This is a genomic window from Chryseobacterium lathyri, from assembly GCF_030812195.1.
Lineage (GTDB): Bacteria > Bacteroidota > Bacteroidia > Flavobacteriales > Weeksellaceae > Chryseobacterium > Chryseobacterium lathyri_A.
In genome coordinates, this window is the sequence record NZ_JAUSSF010000001.1 from 626,638 (window position 1) to 648,068 (window position 21,431).

19 protein-coding genes are annotated in these 21,431 nt (G+C 38.6%); 3 read left to right on the top strand and 16 right to left on the bottom strand.

Annotated elements, in window-relative coordinates:
- Nucleotide 1: 1 nt before the first annotated feature.
- Genes J2T03_RS02960 through J2T03_RS02980 form a run of 5 tightly spaced genes read right to left on the bottom strand, consistent with a single transcriptional unit; the run spans nt 2 to nt 8,457 of the window.
- On the bottom strand, nt 2-1,405 hold the full coding sequence (locus tag J2T03_RS02960; protein ID WP_307209323.1) for an MATE family efflux transporter: 1,404 nt from the start codon (nt 1,403-1,405) through the stop codon (nt 2-4).
- On the bottom strand, nt 1,402-3,216 hold the full coding sequence (locus J2T03_RS02965; protein ID WP_307209325.1) for an IucA/IucC family protein: 1,815 nt from the start codon (nt 3,214-3,216) through the stop codon (nt 1,402-1,404). Before J2T03_RS02965 ends, J2T03_RS02960 begins: the two co-directional genes overlap by 4 nt.
- A gap of 7 nt (nt 3,217-3,223) precedes the next feature.
- Complete coding sequence (locus tag J2T03_RS02970; RefSeq protein ID WP_307209327.1) at nt 3,224-4,540, bottom strand: lysine N(6)-hydroxylase/L-ornithine N(5)-oxygenase family protein; 1,317 nt, start codon at nt 4,538-4,540, stop codon at nt 3,224-3,226.
- A complete protein-coding gene (locus J2T03_RS02975) occupies nt 4,533-6,959 on the bottom strand; it encodes a GNAT family N-acetyltransferase (RefSeq protein ID WP_307209329.1) in 2,427 nt (808 codons plus the stop codon). The genes J2T03_RS02970 and J2T03_RS02975 overlap by 8 nt, the downstream gene beginning before the upstream one ends.
- Nucleotides 6,931-8,457, bottom strand: coding sequence for a pyridoxal phosphate-dependent decarboxylase family protein (locus tag J2T03_RS02980; protein WP_307209330.1), 1,527 nt, complete (start codon nt 8,455-8,457; stop codon nt 6,931-6,933). Before J2T03_RS02980 ends, J2T03_RS02975 begins: the two co-directional genes overlap by 29 nt.
- A gap of 217 nt (nt 8,458-8,674) precedes the next feature.
- On the opposite strand from J2T03_RS02980, the gene J2T03_RS02985 reads away from it, so the two are divergent.
- Nucleotides 8,675-9,772 (top strand): TauD/TfdA family dioxygenase, encoded by a 1,098-nt coding sequence (locus J2T03_RS02985; protein WP_307209332.1) that lies wholly within the window; start codon nt 8,675-8,677, stop codon nt 9,770-9,772.
- A gap of 166 nt (nt 9,773-9,938) precedes the next feature.
- Here the strand turns inward: J2T03_RS02985 and J2T03_RS02990 are convergent, their stop codons facing one another.
- The 9 genes from J2T03_RS02990 to J2T03_RS03030 all read right to left on the bottom strand — a co-directional run bounded on the left by J2T03_RS02990 (nt 9,939) and on the right by J2T03_RS03030 (nt 17,665).
- Nucleotides 9,939-10,751, bottom strand: coding sequence for an alpha/beta hydrolase (locus J2T03_RS02990; protein WP_307209335.1), 813 nt, complete (start codon nt 10,749-10,751; stop codon nt 9,939-9,941).
- 141 nt (nt 10,752-10,892) lie between these two features.
- On the bottom strand, nt 10,893-11,462 hold the full coding sequence (locus J2T03_RS02995) for a Crp/Fnr family transcriptional regulator (RefSeq protein ID WP_307209336.1): 570 nt from the start codon (nt 11,460-11,462) through the stop codon (nt 10,893-10,895).
- 13 nt (nt 11,463-11,475) lie between these two features.
- Nucleotides 11,476-11,997 (bottom strand): GNAT family N-acetyltransferase, encoded by a 522-nt coding sequence (locus J2T03_RS03000; RefSeq protein ID WP_306842605.1) that lies wholly within the window; start codon nt 11,995-11,997, stop codon nt 11,476-11,478.
- Nucleotides 11,998-12,007: 10 nt separating this feature from the next.
- On the bottom strand, nt 12,008-13,018 hold the full coding sequence (locus J2T03_RS03005; protein WP_307209337.1) for a S41 family peptidase: 1,011 nt from the start codon (nt 13,016-13,018) through the stop codon (nt 12,008-12,010).
- A 68-nt stretch (nt 13,019-13,086) separates the two neighbouring features.
- Nucleotides 13,087-13,881, bottom strand: a complete 795-nt coding sequence (locus J2T03_RS03010) for a helix-turn-helix domain-containing protein (protein ID WP_307209339.1) — start codon at nt 13,879-13,881, stop codon at nt 13,087-13,089.
- Between the two features lie 68 nt (nt 13,882-13,949).
- A complete protein-coding gene (locus J2T03_RS03015) occupies nt 13,950-14,531 on the bottom strand; it encodes a 5'-methylthioadenosine/S-adenosylhomocysteine nucleosidase family protein (protein WP_307209340.1) in 582 nt (193 codons plus the stop codon).
- A 241-nt stretch (nt 14,532-14,772) separates the two neighbouring features.
- A complete protein-coding gene (locus tag J2T03_RS03020) occupies nt 14,773-15,474 on the bottom strand; it encodes a DsbA family oxidoreductase (RefSeq protein ID WP_307209343.1) in 702 nt (233 codons plus the stop codon).
- Between the two features lie 83 nt (nt 15,475-15,557).
- Nucleotides 15,558-16,730 carry an MFS transporter gene (locus tag J2T03_RS03025; RefSeq protein WP_307209345.1) on the bottom strand — a complete coding sequence of 391 codons (1,173 nt, stop codon included), beginning with the start codon at nt 16,728-16,730 and terminating at the stop codon, nt 15,558-15,560.
- A 2-nt stretch (nt 16,731-16,732) separates the two neighbouring features.
- Complete coding sequence (locus tag J2T03_RS03030; RefSeq protein WP_306842599.1) at nt 16,733-17,665, bottom strand: alpha/beta hydrolase; 933 nt, start codon at nt 17,663-17,665, stop codon at nt 16,733-16,735.
- 162 nt (nt 17,666-17,827) lie between these two features.
- Between J2T03_RS03030 and J2T03_RS03035 the strand changes: the two genes are divergently transcribed.
- Nucleotides 17,828-18,208 carry a winged helix-turn-helix transcriptional regulator gene (locus J2T03_RS03035; RefSeq protein WP_307209347.1) on the top strand — a complete coding sequence of 127 codons (381 nt, stop codon included), beginning with the start codon at nt 17,828-17,830 and terminating at the stop codon, nt 18,206-18,208.
- Here the strand turns inward: J2T03_RS03035 and J2T03_RS03040 are convergent.
- Nucleotides 18,205-19,395 carry an MFS transporter gene (locus tag J2T03_RS03040; protein WP_307209349.1) on the bottom strand — a complete coding sequence of 397 codons (1,191 nt, stop codon included), beginning with the start codon at nt 19,393-19,395 and terminating at the stop codon, nt 18,205-18,207. The two genes, J2T03_RS03035 and J2T03_RS03040, sit on opposite strands and share 4 nt — an antisense overlap.
- 487 nt (nt 19,396-19,882) lie before the next feature.
- Between J2T03_RS03040 and J2T03_RS03045 the strand changes: the two genes are divergently transcribed.
- On the top strand, nt 19,883-20,614 hold the full coding sequence (locus tag J2T03_RS03045) for an MBL fold metallo-hydrolase (RefSeq protein WP_307209350.1): 732 nt from the start codon (nt 19,883-19,885) through the stop codon (nt 20,612-20,614).
- A gap of 18 nt (nt 20,615-20,632) precedes the next feature.
- Here the strand turns inward: J2T03_RS03045 and J2T03_RS03050 are convergent, their stop codons facing one another.
- Nucleotides 20,633-20,974: a helix-turn-helix transcriptional regulator gene (locus tag J2T03_RS03050; RefSeq protein WP_307209352.1), complete on the bottom strand. Its 342-nt coding sequence runs from the start codon at nt 20,972-20,974 to the stop codon at nt 20,633-20,635.
- Between the last annotated feature and the right edge of the window lie 457 nt (nt 20,975-21,431).

Here is a 21,431-nt window from a genome sequence, read left to right on the forward strand (position 1 = left end):
TTTAAATTTTTATAGTTTTCCATTTACCATTTTTGAAGATCATTAAGAATAAAACAGCCAGTACAATTTCCGAGGAAACAATAGCCGTGAATATTCCTTTCAGCTCCCATTGAAGCCTTACCCCAAGCAGATAAGCCAAAGGAAGCTGAATCACATAGAACATGATCATGTACAGCAGGGTTACCTGCATTATATTGCCGGCCGCGTTAAGGGCACGGCTGATCACCATTGTAAAACCGAGTAAGAGATAAGCCATAGACACCACATGGATGTACTGTACAGCATATCTGGCTACCTCGATTTCCTTAGTGAAGAAAGTCACTACATATCCAGCGGCGAATTGCCAGAATATGGCAACAATAACCAGATAAGTCATATTAATTCCTCCGGCTCTCCATACTGTTTTCTCTGCGCGGTCAGGGTTTCCGGCTCCTAAATTCTGTCCTGTGAGAACTCCTGCAGCATTTCCTATTCCCCATGCAGGCATCGTTGCAACAGAAGCAATCCTCTGGGCAATAATATATCCTGCAAGAGCTGTAGTCCCGAAGGTTGCAATGATTTTAACCATGATCAGCCAACTGGAAGCAGGAACAATATACTGAACCAGCCCTCCAAGGGCAATTCTCATGATTTTCTTCAGCAAAGGGAGATCAAGATGAAATTTCACCAAGATATTGACACTGGTTTTGCGTGTAAGAAGAATAAAGAATTGATATAAAACCGCCAGTAACCGGGATAATACGGTAGCATAAGCCAATCCCATTAATCCATAAGCGGGAATAAAACCAAGTCCGAAAACAAGAATTACCGCAAAGACCATACTGGAGATATGACAAAGCCAAAGTGACTTCATTGCCAGATCTGCATCACCAGCTCCCCTGAAAAGACCATTGATAGACAGACGCAGGATCACCAGGCCGATACTCAGAAAGACCAGCCTGGAAAAAGGAAGCCCGTTATCTACAATCCCTGTATTGAATCCAAGGAAACTGATGATCTTGCCGGCGAAAAGAAATGACAGGCCGCCAATCAGTAATGCAAAGGCAGAGGCCAGCAATATGATATAATGGGCAGTCCGGCTCATACCTTCCTGATCTTTTTCACCGGCTCTTCTTGCCGTGAGTGTTGCAGCAGCGATACCCAAACCAATCGCAATCGCATTGGCAAAATTGATGTAGTTATCTGCAATTCCAACGAGCCCAAGGACCTTGTCTCCTAATTTTGCAATAATTAAAAGATTGATACTGACAAAAACAGATTCCATCACCAGCTCCATCACCATCGGAATAGCGAGGCTAAAGATCGAACGGTTGATACTTCCTGAGGTAAGTTCTACTTTTTTTCCCGCTAAAGCTCCGTACGCAAATACAGAGCCTTCTTTTACAAGATGCAGAAGCTTTCTCATACCGTTGCTACAGAGTTTTTATTGGCAATCTGATACAAAGGATTGGGCAGTGCGCCGTCTTTCTTTGGAATAGCAAATGCTTTATTTTCACTGTAGCCGTTGTTTTTCAAACGAAGACTGTTGATGTAGAATCTTTTAAAGGTAGGAACATACAGATCATATTTTTCATAACGTTCGTTCAGGTGAGGATTATGTTTTTTGTAATTCTCTATACAGTCATGAACAATCGTCCAGAAGGTTTCTTCCTCAAAGTTGGAATAGGTATGCAGAACATTGGATAAATATCTGAAGAACGCATCAAAAACTCCCAGAAGAATAGACAACGGAACATTTTCCTTGTTGGAAGACTGGATCAGCCCGTCTGCCAGATGATCAGGAAGTTTCTCCCTTGCTTCTGTGGTCAGAACAATATCATCTACAAAATCTTTGATGACAATCCTCTTCGGAACTCCGTTCTTCAATACGACCATAATGTTTTCTCCATGAGGGGTTACACAAAGAGAATGGGTGTAATAAATGTGAAGCAGCGGCGTAAGATAAGCCTCCAGATAAGCTGTGATCCATTGCCGGATACTGATTCCTGCGTGTTCTGCAAATGCCTGTACCAAAGGAACGCCGTTCTGATCTACAAAAAGCAGTGAAGCCATGGTAAACATTTCTTCGTCTTCCTGCAAATAGTTGGAAGCGCTTTCTCGCCACAAAGCTCCAAGAAACTCATTATACTGATAAGGAACACCGGCAATCGCACTGTATTGAGGATGCAGATAAGCAACAGAAGCTTCTTCTCCTAAAAATATGGTTCCTTTGGTTTCAAGATAAGCATCATCTTTGATCAGACCTTTCACCCAGTCTGTAATGGAAGGAGCTATTTTCATCTGCTTAGGTGACAGTCCTCTGATGTTTCCTGTGCTTAAAATAGAAACTGCAGTTTTCAGATACCTTTTTTCAGGATGATCAGTATTAAATAAAGTCCTGATGCTCTGCTGTGGGCTGTACATATCATTTCCTTCTCCTAATAGAATTAAAATGCCGGATACAATATCACCTGCAAAATGAATTTTAAGCTTATGTTCCCACTGCCATGGATGCACGGGAATTAAATTATAATCATCAGGAGACTTTCCGGAATCAATCAACCTTTGTTGAAACGCCTGATACAATTCGTCTCCGATTTCAGAACGGTAAAATCCTTCCTGATCAATAGGGTCCAGCGACTGGAACGCTGATCTGTCCTTATGGGCAGCCAGCCATAACACTTTTAAATCCTCTCCTGCTTCCGGAGCGAATGTTTCAAGATCTGTAGGAGAAAATCCTAACCTGCTTTTGTTGACGATGACCCACGGATGGCCTGTCATCTGGTGTTCTACGGTCTGGTAATTACTGGATGCGAGCTCTTTTGAAGACATAATGCCTCTCGATAAAATTAATGCATCACAGTATAAAGTATGCAGTAATTCTTCGGTATATCTTGCCAGCGTATTGGCATCTAAATCGAATACGGTTTGCATTTCAAGGAAAAACTGGGGAATATTCAGAGCTGAGGTTTTTACTCCATTCTCTATTTTTATGATACTGTCTGTATCAATATGCCAGTAATCCATCATTCTTTCCTGTCCGCAGAATCGGTACTCTATATTTTCAATCCCGGTTTCCAGTTTGAAGACCGTAAATCCAGCTTCATCCTCTATAGCAACAACAGGTTTTAAACGTTCCTCATGCATTAACTCTGCAATCGTTTTAGCCATAAGATTTCTGTTGGCCTGTAGCCAGATTTCCTGGCTGATGGTATTATTTTTTAAATTGGTGTTCATTGTTCTGTTATATTTTGACAGTTGGTAGGACAGCGTGCTTTTCTACATCAAAATCCTGGAAAGCGATTTTCTTTTCAATTTTATAATGTTCTCTTCCCAAAATGTCATTGATGATATAAGAATTACGGTAAGCTGCCATTCCAAGATCGGTAGATATGTAGCTGTGGGTATGCACTTCTGCGTGAAGCACATAGATTTCACCGCCGTTATGGTCTATGGAATAATTTCTGTTCACTGCAAATAATCCGGTAGAATCTCTTTTAATTCTGGACTGAATATTTTTCAGGAAAGCAGGTTCATGATAACGGTATCCTGTTCCTACTACCAGATAATCAGCTTCCTGCTCGTATGGAACATCCTGCTCCAATTGTGTAAATTCAAGAGTCAAATAGTCCGGATTGCTGTTGTCTACTCTATCCAGCTGACTGTTTGGAATGATGGTCAGCTTAGGATCAGCATTATCAATATTCAGGTCGTAGATGAAATCATAGATCTGGTTGATGAGGTCGTAATTGATTCCTTTAAACTGAGCCTGCTGCTTGCTTAATATTGATTTTCTTGCCACCTCATCCCTGCTGTAGAAATAATCTACATAATCAGGAGAAGTCAATTCCAACGTCAGCTTTGAATATTCCATCGGGAAGAAACGGTCCGGACGTGAATACCAGCCTAACTGGGTATCTTCGTCACGGCTTTGCAATAAATCATAGAAAACCTCTGCAGCACTCTGTCCTGAACCGATCACGGCAATTTTTTTACCCTGAGCTAAAAGTTCTTTCTTGCGGTACAGATAAGAGCTTGTGTGAAGAATACGGGAATCCTCTTTCGGAATAAACGAAGGGATATGCGGCTGTGTCCCTGTTCCCAGGATCAGCCTTTCTGTTCTGAAAACTTCGGTTTCCTTGGTTTTGGTATGAATTGTTGTAATTAAATACAACCCATCTTCATACACGATATCAACCACCTGCGTTGAAAAACGGCACTGCGGAAGCTGGCTCACTACCCATTGGCAGTAACGGTTATATTCCTTACGCGGAATGAAAAAATCTTCCCTGATAAAGAATTTGTACAGCCTGTTCGTTTCCTTCAGATAGTTCAGAAGGCTTAAAGGATTCGTAGGATCTGCCATAGATACACAGTCGCACAGAAAAGGTGTCTGCAGTGTTACATGGTCGATCATTAATCCCGGATGCCAGTCGAAACCGTCTCTCTGGTCAAGGAAAAGGGTTTTTAATTCAGAAATCGGATGGGATAAAGCGGCAAGTCCTAAATTAAAAGGGCCAATACCTATTCCGATCACGTTATATATAGTGTCGTTATTCATGTTCAGTGGTTTTTACGGTGAATTCTACATCTTTGTTCTGTGGGAATTTTTCCCAATACCATTCTCTGTAGCAGAAATTAAGGTTGGCTTTTTTGTGCGGCATTTCAATGACTTTATCTACTTTGAACCCTACATGGGCCTTGTTCATCATAGAAGCCAGAGAATCCACCGAACCTTCCCCTACCATTTTGCCAACCTCCGGCTGGGCAAATACATAATCTACCATAGACTGTGTGGAAGGAGAAACGTATTTCTTCTTCGGATCTGTGGGTGCGATAAATTGGTGGGTTCCGTAATCGGTAGGCAGTACATCGTAGTAATCACCGACAATATCCCTGCATGGCCAGTATACTTCAATATTACATGAAGGTTCACCATTGCTCATGACAATATAGCTGTGTGCTTCATCGCCTGGCAGCATTAAACGGTAATAGGTTTCCAATTCATCAATCGGCCAGTTCATCTGCCAGATTTTGATCGCGTGTTCACGGTTAAACCACTCATGAAGCATTTCAAGGTCCTCATCAAGATCAACAGGTCTCATCGTAACCGTGACATCATCTTTCTGGAAATAGCGCTTGAAGAAAACTTCCTTTCCTTTAGGCTGAATCAGCTGGTCTGAGAAATAATGATAATGAAGAAGGTTCGGGACTTTGGCATAAGAAATCGCTGCTGCGCTTGTAATTCCGTCAATTTCATTGGCAACGGCCTTAAAATTGGTTTTTGTTCCCCAATGACGGTTTTCAAGTGCATAACGGGTAAAATCTGAAGGCATTTCCTTATGAATCTGTTCAAATTCGTTGTGCAGCATATTGATCAGTGTTCTTTCTTTCACCCATCCCGTCTTTCCTAATGATGCCACAAGCGCTGAAAGATTGCTCACAAGAACATGGTAAGAGATAATATCTAAAAGACGTTCATCCCTGATGAAAAGATCTTCAATTTCAGGATAGTCTTTGGAAAGCTCTGTATACTGTTCTCTTGCGCTTTCTCTTAATAAATATCCCTGTGCATCTCTTACAAAAAGAGTTTTCGGAAGCAACTGATCATCCAGTTGAATTAAAAGATTCTGCTGGTGTGCTTCAGGAGCCATGCCGTATTGACTGTATAAATGGTTTAAAGGAGCAACCAGCAGTTGAATATACTTTGCAAACCAAATGGTAACTGATTCTTCCGGACTTGTTCCCAGCCTGTCAGAAACATCTGTAAAGAATTTTTGGATAAAATTTTGTCCGTCTGCAGGTTCATCCTGGCATAGTCTTGCCAACAGCAATATTTTATCTTCCGGCTGGAATGGATTTTCCCGGATCAGCAGATTAAGGCTTTCAATATTTTTATTCTGATGATAAACCCCTAATGTTACAGGTTCCAGAAGCAGTTTAAACTGATTAAAATCCTTTTCAAATGCTGCTCCTGCATGTTTTCTCCATAAAGCTGATGCATAGCCTCTTTTTAAATCTTTCTCCGTATTGATCCTTATTGAACCCGTTAAAAGAACATTTAAAGAAAACTTAGGCATCCACGGAATATGGGGACTGTACATACTTCTGATGGAAGAGGTTGAATAAAATTCTTCCCCAAACGCTCCGATATGGATTAAAGTACGGTCTTTGATCATTTCCGCCCCTTCTTTGATAGATAAAAGATAAGTAGCTTCCCATGGATGACACGGAACTGTATAAAAATCAGAAAGCTTTTCACCTTCGTTAAGGTACTTTGCTTCAAGATCTTCCGGTAATGAAACGATGCTTTTCAGAAATTCATTGTAAGGCTGTTCTAAAACTGAACTTTCCTGGACACAGCTTTTATGCACCAGGAAATACTCCAGCTGAATTCCTTTATTAAATTCCGGGCCATAAAGAAGCTGCTCTTCTCTGGAGAATCCCATTCTTGCTTTTGTGAAAGGATGAAGATTGTGTCCCACCGGAATCTGTTGTTCAGACTCCAGGAAAGAATAGGTTAAAGCGTCTTTATCCTTTAAACCGTTTTCCATGATCATTTCCAGGTTTCTTAAGCTGCTGTGAATTCTTTTTGTAAACAATTCAAGGCCTTTTTCACTGAACTGCTCAGTGAGCTCACGGTACACCAATTCGGTAAGCTGATCAACATCCGGTTCAGAAACCTTCTGATTTTGATGGTCAACAATCCATAAAGGCATTCCATAATCATGAAAAGCACTTTCGGAACGATAAGAAACCGGAGCGAATAAAAAGATTCCGCTTTTCTTCAGTTCAAATCTGATATGCAGTGGATACGTGCTGTTTTCCAGAGCCAGAGCCGTAAGCGTGTCATATTTCGGCACTCCCTGATAGAATTTTCCGTTTCCAAGCTCACGAAGCATTCCGTTGAGCAGGATTCTGACGGTGATTTCCTGTGCTTTTTCCGTAAGCTTAGTTTGCTGAACTAAAGTTTTCTCCATGCGATTTGATTGTATTTAAAATTTGGTGAACATCTTCTGTAGTCGTGATCGGGTTCAGGAAAGTAAACTTCAGGTAGAAATTTCCATCTACTTTGGTACTTGCCACCAGAATTTCCCCGCTGTAAAAAAGCTTCATTTTGATATGCTGGTTCAAAGCATTCAGGTCTTCAACATCCGGTCTGATATAACGAAAAACCAGGACGCTGAGATCTGTATCGGAAAGCAGTTCGAAGTGAGGATTTTCAGTGATCATAGACGCTACATCTTTGGTAAGGTCTATCACCGTGTCTGTATATTCTGCGAGTTGTTCTTTACCCATCATTCTTAAAGTAAACCACAGCTTCAGAGCATCGAATCTACGGGTACTCTGGATAATGGATTTATTGATCTGGGCAGGAATTTCCTCTTCATCCATCTCCGCAGGATTCAGATAATCTGCATGGTGCTTCAGGATTCTTAATTCCCTTTTGTTTTTAACGATGAAAGCACTGCTGCTGATCGGCTGGAAGAAAGATTTATGATAATCGATCGTCACCGAATCCGCTCTTTCGATACCGTTCAGAAGGTGACGGTATTTTTCGCTTAATAATAGAGCACAACCGTAAGCGGCATCTACGTGCATCCAGATATTGTATTGTTCTGCAACATTCGCAATATCTTCCAGAGGATCTACGTTTCCGAAGTCTGTAGTTCCGGCCGTAGCTACAATCCCGATAGGAATATTTCCCATCTGTTCTTCTCTCTTGATGTATTTTTTAAGCAAGGCAATGTCCATGCAGAATCTTTCATCTGTAGGAACTTTAACGATACACTTTTCTCCCAATCCCATGATAGAAGCATTCTTTAAGTTGCTAAAGTGAGATTTATCAGAAACAAAGATCCTGAAATGTCCGGCCTGCTGGGGAAGACCATCCAGCTTGATATTATGATGGTATCTCTTCTGGGAAAAGCAGTCGCGCATCATCACCAGTCCCATCAGGTTGCTCTGGGATCCGCCTGCTGTGAAAACGCCGTCGCTTGTTTCAACATTATATCCTAACTGTTCCGCGGTCCAGTCGATCAGCTTTCTCTCCATAAAGGTTCCCCCGGCACTCTGGTCGTAGGTATCCTGCGATGAATTGATGGCACTTACAAGAATTTCTCCTGCCAATGCAGGAATAACGATAGGACAGTTAAGGTGCGCCACATATTGCGGAAGGTGAAAAGCAGTGGCATGCTTTACATATATAGTATCTACTTCGTGAAGAAGTTCCTGGTATGAAGACAGTTTTTGGTTAAGGTCTATCTGCTGTACCATGCCTTTCATTTCTTTAGCTCCTATTCCGCTGAAGGGTTTGTCATTTCTGTGAAGAAAAGTTCCCACCAGGTCCAAAGTTTCTTCGACAGCGGAACGGTAATGATCATAATTGTGAGAATGAAAAATATTTTCAAAATTCCCCGAAATGTGAGGTAAGGAGGTGCCCAGGATCTCTCCGGCGGGCATTTGATTGTTGTTCATATACGTATTTATAAGGTGATTTTTAAAATCAATAAGTTGTGTATAGGTGTATAGCATACATGTGTATATGCTTGATAGTCAAGTTTTTATTTTTTACATTTTTTTTACTTTTTATTTGGTGATTGATAAATTATTCATAAATTTGAACCAGTTATTGTTATTTAGAATAATTAAAAACAAATATAAAAATTATATTCACACACCAAATATTTTTTTAATGAATTCGATAGAAATTTTAGATAACGACAGTATTACCGCGGTAAAACTGCTTCCTAGAGTCATTGAGGTCACGTCTCAGGAAAGAAGAATGATACAAGATGCAGCGGTGCATCTTCAGAGAAAATATGGCAGCTATGAAAACAGAGACTTCATTACCCACGTTCATCAGTTGGCTTCCTATTTTCTACCCGAAAGAATTCTACATATAGCGGCTGATTTTGCCAGTGATTTTTCGAAAGATCAGTACGGAGCCCTTGTGTTTAAAGGATTAATGGATATTGATCAGGAAAGTATAGGAAATACTCCACGGAACTGGCAGTCTGCGGATTATTCCAAATTTAATATCTATGGTTTTGCCTGTGCTTTGATCCACGGAGCACTTCCGTCGAAGCCTGTACAATATTATTCGCAGCGTAAAGGAGGCGGATTAATGCATGCGATTATCCCGGATGAAAAAATGAGGGAAACACAGACCGGATCGGGATCAGCAACGGATCTTTATGTACATACTGAAGATGCTTTCCTGAAGCACCAGGCAGACTTTTTAAGCTTTATGTATATCCGTAATGAAGAGCAGGTGCCTTCCACCCTATATTCTATCCGTTCCCATGAATCTATCGGAGAAAGATTCAGGCCTCTTTTTGAACGGATGTATAAAATTCCGAAAGATGCCAATCTGGAGACCGGTGCGGATGAAGAAGAAACACTGGATGCCGTTCTGTATGGCAATTATGAACTGCCTTTCATGAGGTTTGATGCTGCTGAACAGCTGTTTAACCCAAGCATTCGGCAGACTGATGAAGCCCATAATCATCTGACTGAGTTTTGGGAAGAGGCAAGAGATCTGATCTATTCGGATTTTACACCGCAGGCTGGAGATGTTATATTGGTTAACAATCATTTATGTGCCCACGGAAGATCAGCTTTCAGAGCTGGGGTAAGAAATGTTGATGGTGTAGAACAAGAATGTCAAAGAAGAATTATGCTCCGTATGATGAGTAAAGTAAGCCTGATGGAAATGAGAGCGCACACGCTTACAGAAGATCCGTTCTTTGTGATTGAAGAGCATTTGGGTAAAAACTTTGAAAATATTTAAATATTTTATTTCATTATTACTTGATTATCATTATGATGAATCCTTTTAAGCTTTGCTTAAAAGGATTTTTTATTTTTAAAGAATGTTTTTAATATTTTTTTACTTTAAATAAAATAATTTAAAATGCTATAATTAAGATAGATATGTGTATTTATATAAAGCTGTTTTATGATTTAAAAAACAAGCCAAATAAAGTCAATTGCTCAGATAGTGATCTGCTCCAGTACTGCGGATCGTGAGCACCCGGAGATTCTATATAAAGATGTGGAATCTTAAGGTCGGTTAGTTTTTTGTGAAATTTCTTGTTCATTTCGATCATTTGTGTGTCCTCCGTACCACAGTCGAAAATATACTGCTGTTTTGCTGTAGCCATAGTCTTCACTTTATTGTCTGTAAGAAATTTAGGATCTAATGATATTGCAGGTCCTAATACTTTATCTAACTGATAATTAGTATACCCTTCCCCGAATGAATTGAAATCCAAAGCCCCGCAAGAACTTCCCACAATACCAAATGTATTATTGTAGGTCGTTCCAATATTGACAGCACCATAACCTCCCATGCTCCAGCCCAGAATACCACGAAATTTTTTATCATTTTTCACAGGATAATTTTTATTGACAAAATCTACAAGCTCCTGACCAATAAAAGTCTGGTACTGGGAATCTTTAGCCAAAGGACTGTCTACATACCACGAATTATAATTTCCGTCCGGCAGCACATAAATCATCTTATATTCCTGCGCTTTTTTAACCAGATCAGGAATATCCTGTTTAAGGGTACGTTCAGGATTTCCACTGTAGCCATGAAGAATATAAACCGATGGATAGGTTATTCCCTGCTGCACATCGGGTGTGATGATAATGGTTTTGATATTTTTATTCATTTTGGCACTGAAAACGTCTTGATGAATGATTTTCTGTGCGGAAAGCTGTGCAGATACTGTCAATACGCATACAATGCTTGCTAAATTTTTCATAGGATTGAATTTTAATGATGAACTATAGTACTATCTGTAATCAATTTATGGTTGTTTATTTAGGTGTACTATTGTTGCTATTTATACGGCAAAGATGCAGCTGAGAAAATAAAAAAGCCTCAACATATGTTGAAGCTTTTGTCAGTTTATTTCTTTTTTTATGCGGCTCAGCTGAGTGGGTGTAATCCCCAGATAGGAAGCAATATGATGCTGTTTCAGACGGTCATAGAGCGATTTGTTCTCCAGAAGCTGCAAATAACGCTGTTTTGCTGTTTCATGCTTTAAAGAAATCTCCAGCGGCTCTTTTTTCACCACCCAGTTTTTTTCCAGGTAATGAATGTGAAATAATGCCAGATCGTGATATTGATTGATTAACTCTCTGAAAGCCTTTGCCGGATATTTGATCACCGAACAGTCTTCTAAAGCAATGATATTGAATTCACTGGGCTTATCTTTGATAACAGCTGCCGTAGAAGCCACAAAACTCTTTTCTTCAAAGAAAATCTTATACACAGAATTTCCCTGCTCATCCATGGTATAATATCCTATCAACCCAGATTTTATAAAATAATAGTATCTGGCAGCAGCTCCGGCTTCCTGAAGAAGGTCATTTTTACAATATTTTTCTTCCATGCAGATATTCAACAACGCTTCAGCCGTTTCTTCTGAAAGCGGATAATAACTATTGATCTGTTCTAAAAGTTCTTTCAAAGCTGATTATATTTTAATCTAAAATTTTCTTCATCATCAGATCAGTCTGGTCTTCATCACCCAGCCTGAATGTATGGCTTCCGAATTCCTCAAAACCATTTTTTCTGTAAAAATTAAGGGCTCTCAAATTCTCTTCCCAGACCCCGAGCCATAGATAGCTTTTGTTCAGGCTTCGAGCGGTTTCCAGAGCCTGATTATAAAGCAGTTGGCCAACTTTCTGGCCGTGATGACTTTTTTTGACGTAAATCCGCTCTATTTCTAATGAAGTATCGTCCTTCAGCTCCGTTTGTGCCGCTCCGGAGTTTAATTTCAAATAACCAACAGGGATATCCTCTTCCCAGGCAATAAAGAAGTAAGAATCAGGGTTATTTAATTCTGACTTTACTTTTTCTGTGCTGAAGCTTTCTTCAAGATATGTTTTCATAGCTTCTTCAGAATTATTTTCTGCAAAGGTTTCTGAAAAAGTCTGCCGGCCTATATTTTGAATGATTTCCAGGTCTTGTATTCCACCTTTATGAATGATTATTGATGACATATTATACATTTTATTGCTCTAATTTATCGATAAGATTTTTTATTTCAGGTATGCTTAATTCTGTTTTTGTTTCTGTTTTTAAAATATTTTTTAAAATTTTAAGGTGAGCAGCCTTTAAAGCGTCTCCAGCTTTTACTTCCTGATCAGGAGTCACCCCGGTATGTTCCCAGTTTTTGTGACTTATGAAGGATTTTATCTGTCCAGCCGGAACCAACAGCAAATATTGATTTTGGATAATAAAATGATCTACCGGATTGGCAGCGCCCTCTGTTTTCTCCCCGATTACTTCGGCCAGCTTATGTTCCTGCAAAAAGTAAGCAAAACCTTCTGCTGCTGAAAAACTTTTTTTACTGGTCAGAATGTAGACTTTTTTATGAAGATATTTCTGTCCGGAAACTTCAGATTGGGTGCTGTTTATCACTGTTTCATCTTTATTTCTGAGGTATGTAGTATAAAGATCCGTTTTTTTATCAAAAAAATAACTGCAGAATAAAAGAAGCATTTCATTATCTCCTCCTCCATTTTCTCTCAGGTCAATAATCAATGAATGGGTATTTGCGATAAAATTCATGGCAGCAGCCAATGTTTTTTCACTGGATTGAGGGGATGCAAAACCTTTGAAATTAATATACCCAATATTACCTTCCAGCCGGAGAACATTCTCAAAGCCAAAATTTTCAAGCCTGTTATGAGAATTGTTTTCTTCTTCCCTTTCTTTCTCACTGACTGCTTTTTTCGGGCTGTAGTTTTCGAGATATTTAACGAAGAAATGTTTATCATTTATGTTTATTCTCAACTTTTGAGTGAGCAGTGCTGCAAAATCTTTTTTGCTCAAACTGTTGAAACTGCCTTTTTTAGATTCATTGTGAAATAAAGAATCTACTTTTTTATAGGCTTCCTTATCAATATAATAGCTCTTCACTTTTTCTGTGATATCAGACAGTACCGCTTTATTATGGTCACTTTGTGCATAAAAGACCAGAGAATGGAAAAAGGAAATGCCAGTCAGTATTTTTTTCATTGAAACACGATTTAATATTTCGGTAAAAGTATTTCAACAGAGCGCTTATAAATTGTAAAAATGGAAACTCAGATAAACAGCCAGATATTATTTTGTTCAATATCTACATTTTCAAAGAACTTCCGGGGGCTTATTTTAGTGAATTCCTTAAAATCTTTAATAAGATGGGACTGGTCGTAAAAAAGATTTTCATAAGAAAGCTCTGTGAGATTCCTTACTTTTTTATTTGAAGCCAAAACTTTACGGAATCTCTGGATTTTTCTGAATTCAGATGCAGGTTTAGCGAAATAACGTTTAGAGACTTTATTCAGATACTGTCTTGTTATGCCGTTTTTTGCTGCAATTTTTTCGATGCTGAGCTCGGTTTCAAAATCAGCCAATAGATTATAGGCTAATGCTAAATTTTTCTGCCTGAATTTTGAAAGCCAGTACGCTTCCAGCATTTCAATTTGTCTTTTCCTGCCGGATTCATTTAAAACAGTATTCATTATTTCTTTAAAATCTGAAAAATGAATGCGGCTTTGTAAAATTTCATTCTCATCTGCATCAAAAAAGTGATAGATTCCCAATGGCTTAAAGTAAACCGTAATTTCATTAACGGATTCCTGGTAAAAAATTTCAGTAGGAACAGAGCATCTGGAAACAAAGTCGATCACTAAATTTTCGGATAAAGATCTACGGATTTCCACCCATCCTCTATCCTGGATAAGAGCGACATTCTGGCATGCTGATACAATGAAATAGTTGTCAGGAAAAGTAAGGTACCTGACCGGCTCATCCCTATCATCTTTTTCTACAAAATAATATCCTTCAATATATTTTTTAAGTATAGGATGTACCGGTTGATAAAAAGTAATTTTCATACAATCGCAGGCTAAAATTCAGGATCAGGCTGAAAATAAAATTCTGAAAATTTTCCTCAAGTTTTATATTATGAGAATAATATTCTTTTAAATGCCTCAGAAGCCAGATGCACCTGAACTGCCCAGTCGTCTGCGGCATCGCTTCCTGCATCATCAGAAATATATTTCAAACAAAGAAAAGGAATATTTTCCTTCTTTGCAATCAGGGCAAGCGGATAAGCTTCCATATCTACAATATTATAATCTGTTTCGGAATGATTCATCTCAAAACTGTCGCCGCTGCCGCAAACTCCTTCTTCCAAGCCATTCATCTGAAGACCATATTCCAGAACAGGAGGAATACCGGACAAGGGAGTTTCATAAAGACTGAAACCGAGACCTCTCACATCCATGTCTCTTTGAATAAATTTTGTACAGCAGACTACTTCACCCTTCTGGAAGCTTTTACTCCCTGCAGAACCGAGATTAATAATCAGTTTAGGTTTTCTGAAATGAATTTCCCGGGTAAGTTCTATGGCCGCGTTTACTTTTCCTATTCCTGTTACCAGTTTGTTTTTCCCGTCAAAAGCTTTTCCGGCTTCCGAATCCAAAGCAAAGACAAACAGGGTTTCAGAAACCGGATATTGAGCTTCAGCATTGATTTTTATCATTGACCATAAATATTTTAACAAAAATAAGCATTGAAAAGATAAAACGGGAGTCATTTCCTTTTTATTGAACCAGATGGAATAAAAAAAACATCTCAAACTGAGATGTTTTTTACTGAATAGGCTGAATTTATTTCTTTCTATAAAAAAGGTTAGTGTCACTAATCCTTTTCACGAATTCTACGGATGTTACTGTTTTTCAGTAGTGATAATAGTGATCTATTTGTGGTTAAACTTATATTAATTAAATACTGCATCCATCCGTATCACACGATGCGCCTCCTTCCTTGGAAAGGTCTTTAAACGGACTTACTGTTTCTTTATAGGTCTGCTGAAGCGCATCAGCAAAAACTTCGGCAGGCTGTGCTCCGGATACGGCATATTTTCCATTCAGAACAAAGAAAGGTACGCTGGAAATACCATTGTTTTTGGCCTCCTGGATATCCTGACTGATCTCATAATCAAACTGATCGGATGTTAAGGCCTCTCTGGCTTCCTCTTTGTCCATATTTAAATTTTCCGCAAGAGAAACAAGTTCTTCAATATCTCCTACATTTTTCCCATCGATAAAGTGAGCTTTAAAAAGAGCTTCTTCCATCTCATTCGCCTTATCGTATTTTTTAGCAAGGTGAAGTAATTTATGAGCTGTAAAAGTATTGATTATCAGAGCTTTTTCAAAGTTAAAATCAATTCCTGCTCCTTTTCCCATCTGTGAGACCTGGCCAATCATTTGAGATGCCTGCTCTGTAGGAAACCCTTTTTTCTCCTTAAAATAGTCAATCGTATTCTGAGGTTGGGCAGTATCTAAGGTTGGGTCTAGCTGGAAGCTCTTCCACTCTACTTCTACTTCGTTTCTAAACGGCAGCTTCTCAAGAGCCTGTTCAAAATTATGCTTTCCGATATAGCAGAACGGACACATAATATCTGACCATATTTCTATTTTCATTCTTGTTTATTTTAATTCTGATGAAATTATCAGACTACAAAATTAATACAATTCTTAATTGTAACAAAATTTATTACAATATATTAAGGGCATGGAATAATCATTTTCTGATTTTCAGATCTTTTTTCAAGAATGTTTCTGAGAACGATCATCAGAAAAGCCAGAATACCAAAGACAAAACCTATCCATGGGTTGTATGAAGCTCCTTTGGCTACAATCATCCAACCTCCTAGTGTAGTTCCAAGCGTTACTCCTAAATTTCCGAAAGAAGTAGCCAGGCTGTTGGCAAATTCAAGAGAACCCGGAACAGAAGAAATCATATAGGTTGAAGCATTTTGAAAACTTGGAGAATACAGGAAACCCCAGATTGCAATGCTGATAATATTGGCGGGCAGACTGTCTCCAGAAAAATACAGCAGAAATGGCATGATGACCGTACCGGAAAGGAACAGAGCTGTTGTTTTTGAGACATTCCAGCTTAACATTTTTCCAGCCAGCCAGTTGGAAAAAACACCAATAATCCCAAACAGGAAAAGCATATAGCTAACCATGGTTCCGTCCATTCCTTTTGCTTTATTCAGATAATCTGCAAAATAACTGTAGGTGGAAAACCAAGCGGTTATCATAAAAAAATTCATGGCAGTACTAATAAGAAATATTGGCTGTGTCAAAATTTTAAGCTGGCTTTTATAAGATTTCTTCTCTTTCACAGGCATTGGAGGAAGTGAAAAATAAATAACCACTAAAGCTATTGTGCTGACTGCGCCTTGGATAATGAAAGAAGATTCCCATATCCATACACTGGCCAGCCATGTTGCAAAAGGGACCGTTGTCACCATGGCCAGAGCAACTCCGATAAATACAATTCCCATCAGTTGGTTCACCTGTTTTTTATCTGCACCGGATACAGCAACAGACAATGCTGTGGCAATATAGACAGGCTGTAAAAAAGCCGGAAGGATCCTTACCAGCATCAGCAGCCAGAATGGTGGTGACAGTGCAGAAATTACAGCGGTAAATAAAAAGATAGAAATTGCGGCAAGCATAACTTTTCTGCGGTCAAATTCTGACATCAATAAAGTCATGAAAGGTCCTGTTAAAGCTATGATCAAAGCAAAAGCACTAAGCAGCCAACCAGCTTTATCTATGCCTATCTGATAATGTTCTGCGATCTGTGGAAGAATTCCAATGACTCCGAATTCAGTGGTAATCACTGCAATGAATCCCAGGCAGCCGATATATGCATATTTTTTCATACTTATTTTTCATTATTTTCAAAATACTGCTTGGAAAAAGCTGACATTTCATCTACTGCATGCTGCACTTCTTTCAGGATCTCTCCCATATGCATAAAGCCATGAACCATATCTTTATAAAAACTGACATGAACAGGAATTCCTGCTTCTTTCATATGCTGTGCCAGTACTTCCCCCTCATCTCTTAAAGCATCATGTTCTGCAATAAGAACCAAGGTAGGTGGTGTATTTTTAAAATCTTTTATCAAAATAGGTACTGCTAATGGGTCCGGATTGCTTTCGCCTTCAGGGTGATACCATTTCCAGGCCTGGATACCTCCTTTTTTGTTTAAAACAGGTCCGGTTTCATACATTTCCCATGATTTTGTATTGAGTTGATTATCGGCAGCGGGATAGATCAGGATCTGGAACTTCAGGAGCTCTCCTATTTGCATTGAAACACCCGCTGCGAGGGCTCCGCCGGCACTGTCGCCAATCACTCCGATTTGATTCCTGTCAATACTAAGCGATTCGGCATTGTCAGAAACCCATTTTATTGTATCAATGCAATCATTTAACCCTGCGGGAAAAGGATGTTCGGGAGCCAGCCTATAATCAATGGACACCACTGCTGATCCTGTTTTATTGGCAAGTTTACGGACCACTTCATCATGAGTTTCGAAACCTCCGGCTATGAACCATCCGCCGTGTATATAAATAATAGCTGATGATTTCTGACCTTTTCCCTTTGGACGATAAATCCTGACTGGAATTGAGTGGCTTTCCATCTGTATATTCAGTTCCTCTATCATGGCAACGGATTCTTTTTTCCCGCTGAGCTGAAGCGTCATGGTTTCAAGATATTTTCTGGTATCATCTAATGGATTTTGTGCGTTAAATGGCTGTATTTTTTCCAAATGACTGATGATTTGGATGATTGGCGATGTTAGATTCATTATTCTTTGTTTTTTCTGTTAATACTATGTTTCTCGGGGAATGTAAGCGCTATTATTCCCGAACTGTTGTTTATTTTCAGTTTGTGGGGACAAAATTAATTTTCAAACCTTACATTTGTACTGTATACATCTAATTGTATGGTACTAACAAATTTGTAAGCTATGGGGAAAATAAAGGAAAATTCAACGAATAACATTAATAAAAAGTACATCCAGGAATGTGATCTGTCTTATGCAGTCTGTAAGATCGGCGGAAGGTGGAAGCTTTTGATTTTAAACAGATTAAAAGATGGAAAACTGCGTTTCAGTGAAGTTCGTGACCGGATCTGCGGAATTACTGAAAGAATGCTTACTTTACAGTTGAGAGAACTGGAAAAAGAAGGATTGGTAAAAAGAACCGTACATGCCGAAGTGCCGCCAAGGGTAGACTATGAACTTACGGATATAGCCCGGGAGCTGATCCCGATATGGGAAGAGCTGGAAAAATGGGGAAATAAGCACAAAGATTTAGTTCAGGGACATACGGTAGGGGCAGAAAACTAAAGTTGGGATTTATTCACTTTGTTGCAGAACAGTATATGAGCTATAATTGCCAGCAGCCCGAAAGATACTCCTACAAAGCATACTCCTTCCCATTGTGCATATTGCCAGGCTATAGAAGCCAGCCATGTACCGAGCGATCCGCCAATAAAATAAGAGACCATATAAACGGTGTTCAATCTGTTGACTGCATTAGATTTAATTAAAAAGTAATTGGTCTGGTTCATAATATGGCTGGACTGTACTCCAAGGTCAACCAGGATAACTCCAATGATCAGGCCCCAATACGTTTCCCCTGCAAAATAAGTAAACGCCCAGCTTCCCACCACTATGAAAAGTGAGTACAATATGATCCTATTGATATTCAGGTATTTCTGAAGTTTACCTACTTTTGCTGCTGCCAGTGCTCCTACAGCTCCGGCCAGTCCGAAGCTTCCTACTACGGAGGAACCAGCATTGAAAGGCGGTTTTTCCATATGAAAGACCAAGGTTGTAAATAAAGCACACATAGATCCAAAGGCCATCGCTCCACGGAATGAAGCGAGCTGTAAGATGGGTTGTGTTTTTGCCAAATGAACCACAGAATTCATCAGTTCTTTGTACGTTCCCTTGAAATTTGGCTGCATTTCCGGAAGCATTTTGTATATGGCGATCCACACCAGGATCATTAATCCTGCTGCAATTCCGAACATGGCTCTCCAGCCCCAGACTTCACCTACAATACCACCGATAAAGCGTGACAAAAGTATTCCAAGAAGGAGTCCTGACATTACAAGTCCAATATTGGAAGATTTTTCTTTATCCGAAGATAATTCTGCTGCAATAGGCACGAACAGCTGGGGAATGACAGAGGTTGCCCCTATCAGCAGGCTTGCTACGTACAACATCCATAATTCGGTGGCAAAGGTCATCCAAAGCAAGGATCCGAATACAAGAACCAGATCAAATAAAATTAATTTCTTCCGGAAAAATTTATCTCCCAAAGGAACCAGAAGCAAAAGCCCCGATGCATATCCTATCTGGGTAAGCACGGAAATTCTTCCTGCTGCACTTTCAGAAACATGAAGATCGTCGGAAATTAAAGCTAATAAAGGCTGGTTATAATAATTATTGGCTACCACAAGACCCGAAATGACAGCCATAAGCCAGATCACAGTACGGGAAATGCCAGAGGATAAGTTTGCCTGCATGATACGATTAGAATTATTCAAATTTACTATAGAATAGACGGATAGAAAAATTATTTTATAACTGTTAAAGATCTAATTATTGAAACAGTTAAAATAAGAAGTTTTTCTTAAGATCTGCAAAGATAATCAATTTAAAAAAGAGGCCGTTTATTAGAAACGGCCTCTTTCAATCAACTATGGCATTTAATCTTAAAATAACTTATCAGCAGGAAAAGTGGGAATTTTTTTCGTCAGTAATAGCTTTACAGAAAGTCAGCCATGTATTTTGTGTTATATCTCTAACGGAAAAATACCTTTGAATATTTTGTAGTTATTTTTAATTTTTAGCAAAATTTTTCAATATCTCTATAAAGGGTTTGATAAATTTTTAACAAAACATATTTCCAGACCTGTTCTATGGATTAGCTGGTAATCTGATTATTTTTTTCGATAAGATTCATTGAAAAAAAGGTTTTCAGGTTTTAGAAATATTAGGGAAATTTGCATAATGAAAATTATTCCGCTTAAAGAAGGCAATTTCTCAGCCAGCAGCACGAAGGACTTTACACTATTGACAGATGAAAATTTTGATACAGTGAAAGGGATTAAAATGTCTGTGCAGCCGTTTCTTATTGTTACAGAAGACGATTATATCCTTCTTGATGCAGGTATAGGATGGAAAAATGCTGAAGGAAAAACTGTGATTTCCGGGCTATTGGAAAAAGAAAATATAAAACCTGAACAGATTACGAAGCTTCTCCTGTCTCATCTTCATAAGGATCATATTAACGGCAGTATTCAAAATAGTGGGAATGGTTTTACATCTGCATTTCCGAATGCAGAAATCTATATTCAAAAACGGGAACTGGCCTTTGCCATGGAAAATAAAGAGAATTCTTCTTTTGATTTTGATACCCTTGAAAAGCTGGTTAGTCTGCCAAATATTGTCTGGATGGATGAAGATCAGGGAAGAATCGGTAACAGGATCTCTTTTGAAGTGGTGGGTGGGCATACTCCTTTTATGCAGGTATTCTGGATCAGAGAAAATGGAGAAACTGTTTTTTATGGGGCAGATGATCTTCCCCAAGAGTCTTATCTTAAATATCATCTTGCCTATAAAAGTGATTCTGATGGCAGAAAAGCTATGGAGTTAAGACAGAACTGGCAGAAAAAAGCTGCTGATGAGCAATGGAAAATACTGCTTTACCATGATCTGGATAAAGCAGTAATCCAAATATAATCTCATGCAAAAAATTGTTTAAAGATCATTAAACCACTTGTAGATATCCATTTCGGAAGGAATATTAAGTTTTTTCCGGATCCGGTTCTTTCTGTTCTGAATGGCTTTTGGGGTCACAAAAGTATAGGTTGCAATTTCCTTGGTGGTAAAGTTGAGTTTTAGATAAATGCAAAAAATCAGTTCAGAATTTTTGAGATTGGGGTGTATTTTAGTTATTTTATCAAAAAAGTCAGGATAAACTAACCTGAACTTATTCAGCAGACGCGGGGAGTTTTCTTTAGCCAAAGTGATAATTTCGTCCTGCATAAAAATCTTTTGGTTCAAATCTTCTAAATTAGATTGTGGTTTTTCGTTTTTCATAGTATTTTCTCATCTCTACTTATTTCTGATACTTTATATGTGCAGCACCAGTACCTACTCTTCTTCTCCTGCGAAGCTGTTTTTATGGAGCTTTATCTGGAATCTGCAGTTTGCATAATTATTCCATAATAAATTAATTTTGAGGGTTTTGGTATCTTCCTTACAAATCTTTTTTTGAATGTTCTTTTTAAGCCCCATTTTAAATGGAACAAAGAAAGAGAAAATGATTAAAATTTTGCAGAATTGAAATACCACATACATACCACGCTATGCCTATAAACAGCGTATTTATTCCATTTCATCTTAAGTTTTTAAGCTAAGCTGTCTTTTTCATATTCAAACAAATTTAGAGGATGTAAATTTGTTTTTTTATGATCTTAATCAATGTTTTTAAGGATTTTACGTTCTATTATTAAACATACATTCATATCAAATTTAGAGAACATCTAAATCTTGT

Excerpts from the sequence above, each read along its gene's own strand:
- J2T03_RS02960 (WP_307209323.1), bottom strand. The coding sequence starts at position 1,405 with ATGAGAAAGCTTCTGCATCTTGTAAAAGAAGGCTCTGTATTTGCGTAC.
- J2T03_RS02965 (WP_307209325.1), bottom strand. The coding sequence starts at position 3,216 with ATGAACACCAATTTAAAAAATAATACCATCAGCCAGGAAATCTGGCTA.
- J2T03_RS02970 (WP_307209327.1), bottom strand. The coding sequence starts at position 4,540 with ATGAATAACGACACTATATATAACGTGATCGGAATAGGTATTGGCCCT.
- J2T03_RS02975 (WP_307209329.1), bottom strand. The coding sequence starts at position 6,959 with ATGGAGAAAACTTTAGTTCAGCAAACTAAGCTTACGGAAAAAGCACAG.
- J2T03_RS02980 (WP_307209330.1), bottom strand. The coding sequence starts at position 8,457 with ATGAACAACAATCAAATGCCCGCCGGAGAGATCCTGGGCACCTCCTTA.
- J2T03_RS02985 (WP_307209332.1), top strand. The coding sequence starts at position 8,675 with ATGAATTCGATAGAAATTTTAGATAACGACAGTATTACCGCGGTAAAA.
- J2T03_RS02990 (WP_307209335.1), bottom strand. The coding sequence starts at position 10,751 with ATGAAAAATTTAGCAAGCATTGTATGCGTATTGACAGTATCTGCACAG.
- J2T03_RS03000 (WP_306842605.1), bottom strand. The coding sequence starts at position 11,997 with ATGTCATCAATAATCATTCATAAAGGTGGAATACAAGACCTGGAAATC.
- J2T03_RS03005 (WP_307209337.1), bottom strand. The coding sequence starts at position 13,018 with ATGAAAAAAATACTGACTGGCATTTCCTTTTTCCATTCTCTGGTCTTT.
- J2T03_RS03010 (WP_307209339.1), bottom strand. The coding sequence starts at position 13,881 with ATGAAAATTACTTTTTATCAACCGGTACATCCTATACTTAAAAAATAT.
- J2T03_RS03015 (WP_307209340.1), bottom strand. The coding sequence starts at position 14,531 with ATGATAAAAATCAATGCTGAAGCTCAATATCCGGTTTCTGAAACCCTG.
- J2T03_RS03020 (WP_307209343.1), bottom strand. The coding sequence starts at position 15,474 with ATGAAAATAGAAATATGGTCAGATATTATGTGTCCGTTCTGCTATATC.
- J2T03_RS03025 (WP_307209345.1), bottom strand. The coding sequence starts at position 16,730 with ATGAAAAAATATGCATATATCGGCTGCCTGGGATTCATTGCAGTGATT.
- J2T03_RS03030 (WP_306842599.1), bottom strand. The coding sequence starts at position 17,665 with ATGAATCTAACATCGCCAATCATCCAAATCATCAGTCATTTGGAAAAA.
- J2T03_RS03035 (WP_307209347.1), top strand. The coding sequence starts at position 17,828 with ATGGGGAAAATAAAGGAAAATTCAACGAATAACATTAATAAAAAGTAC.
- J2T03_RS03040 (WP_307209349.1), bottom strand. The coding sequence starts at position 19,395 with ATGCAGGCAAACTTATCCTCTGGCATTTCCCGTACTGTGATCTGGCTT.
- J2T03_RS03045 (WP_307209350.1), top strand. The coding sequence starts at position 19,883 with ATGAAAATTATTCCGCTTAAAGAAGGCAATTTCTCAGCCAGCAGCACG.
- J2T03_RS03050 (WP_307209352.1), bottom strand. The coding sequence starts at position 20,974 with ATGAAAAACGAAAAACCACAATCTAATTTAGAAGATTTGAACCAAAAG.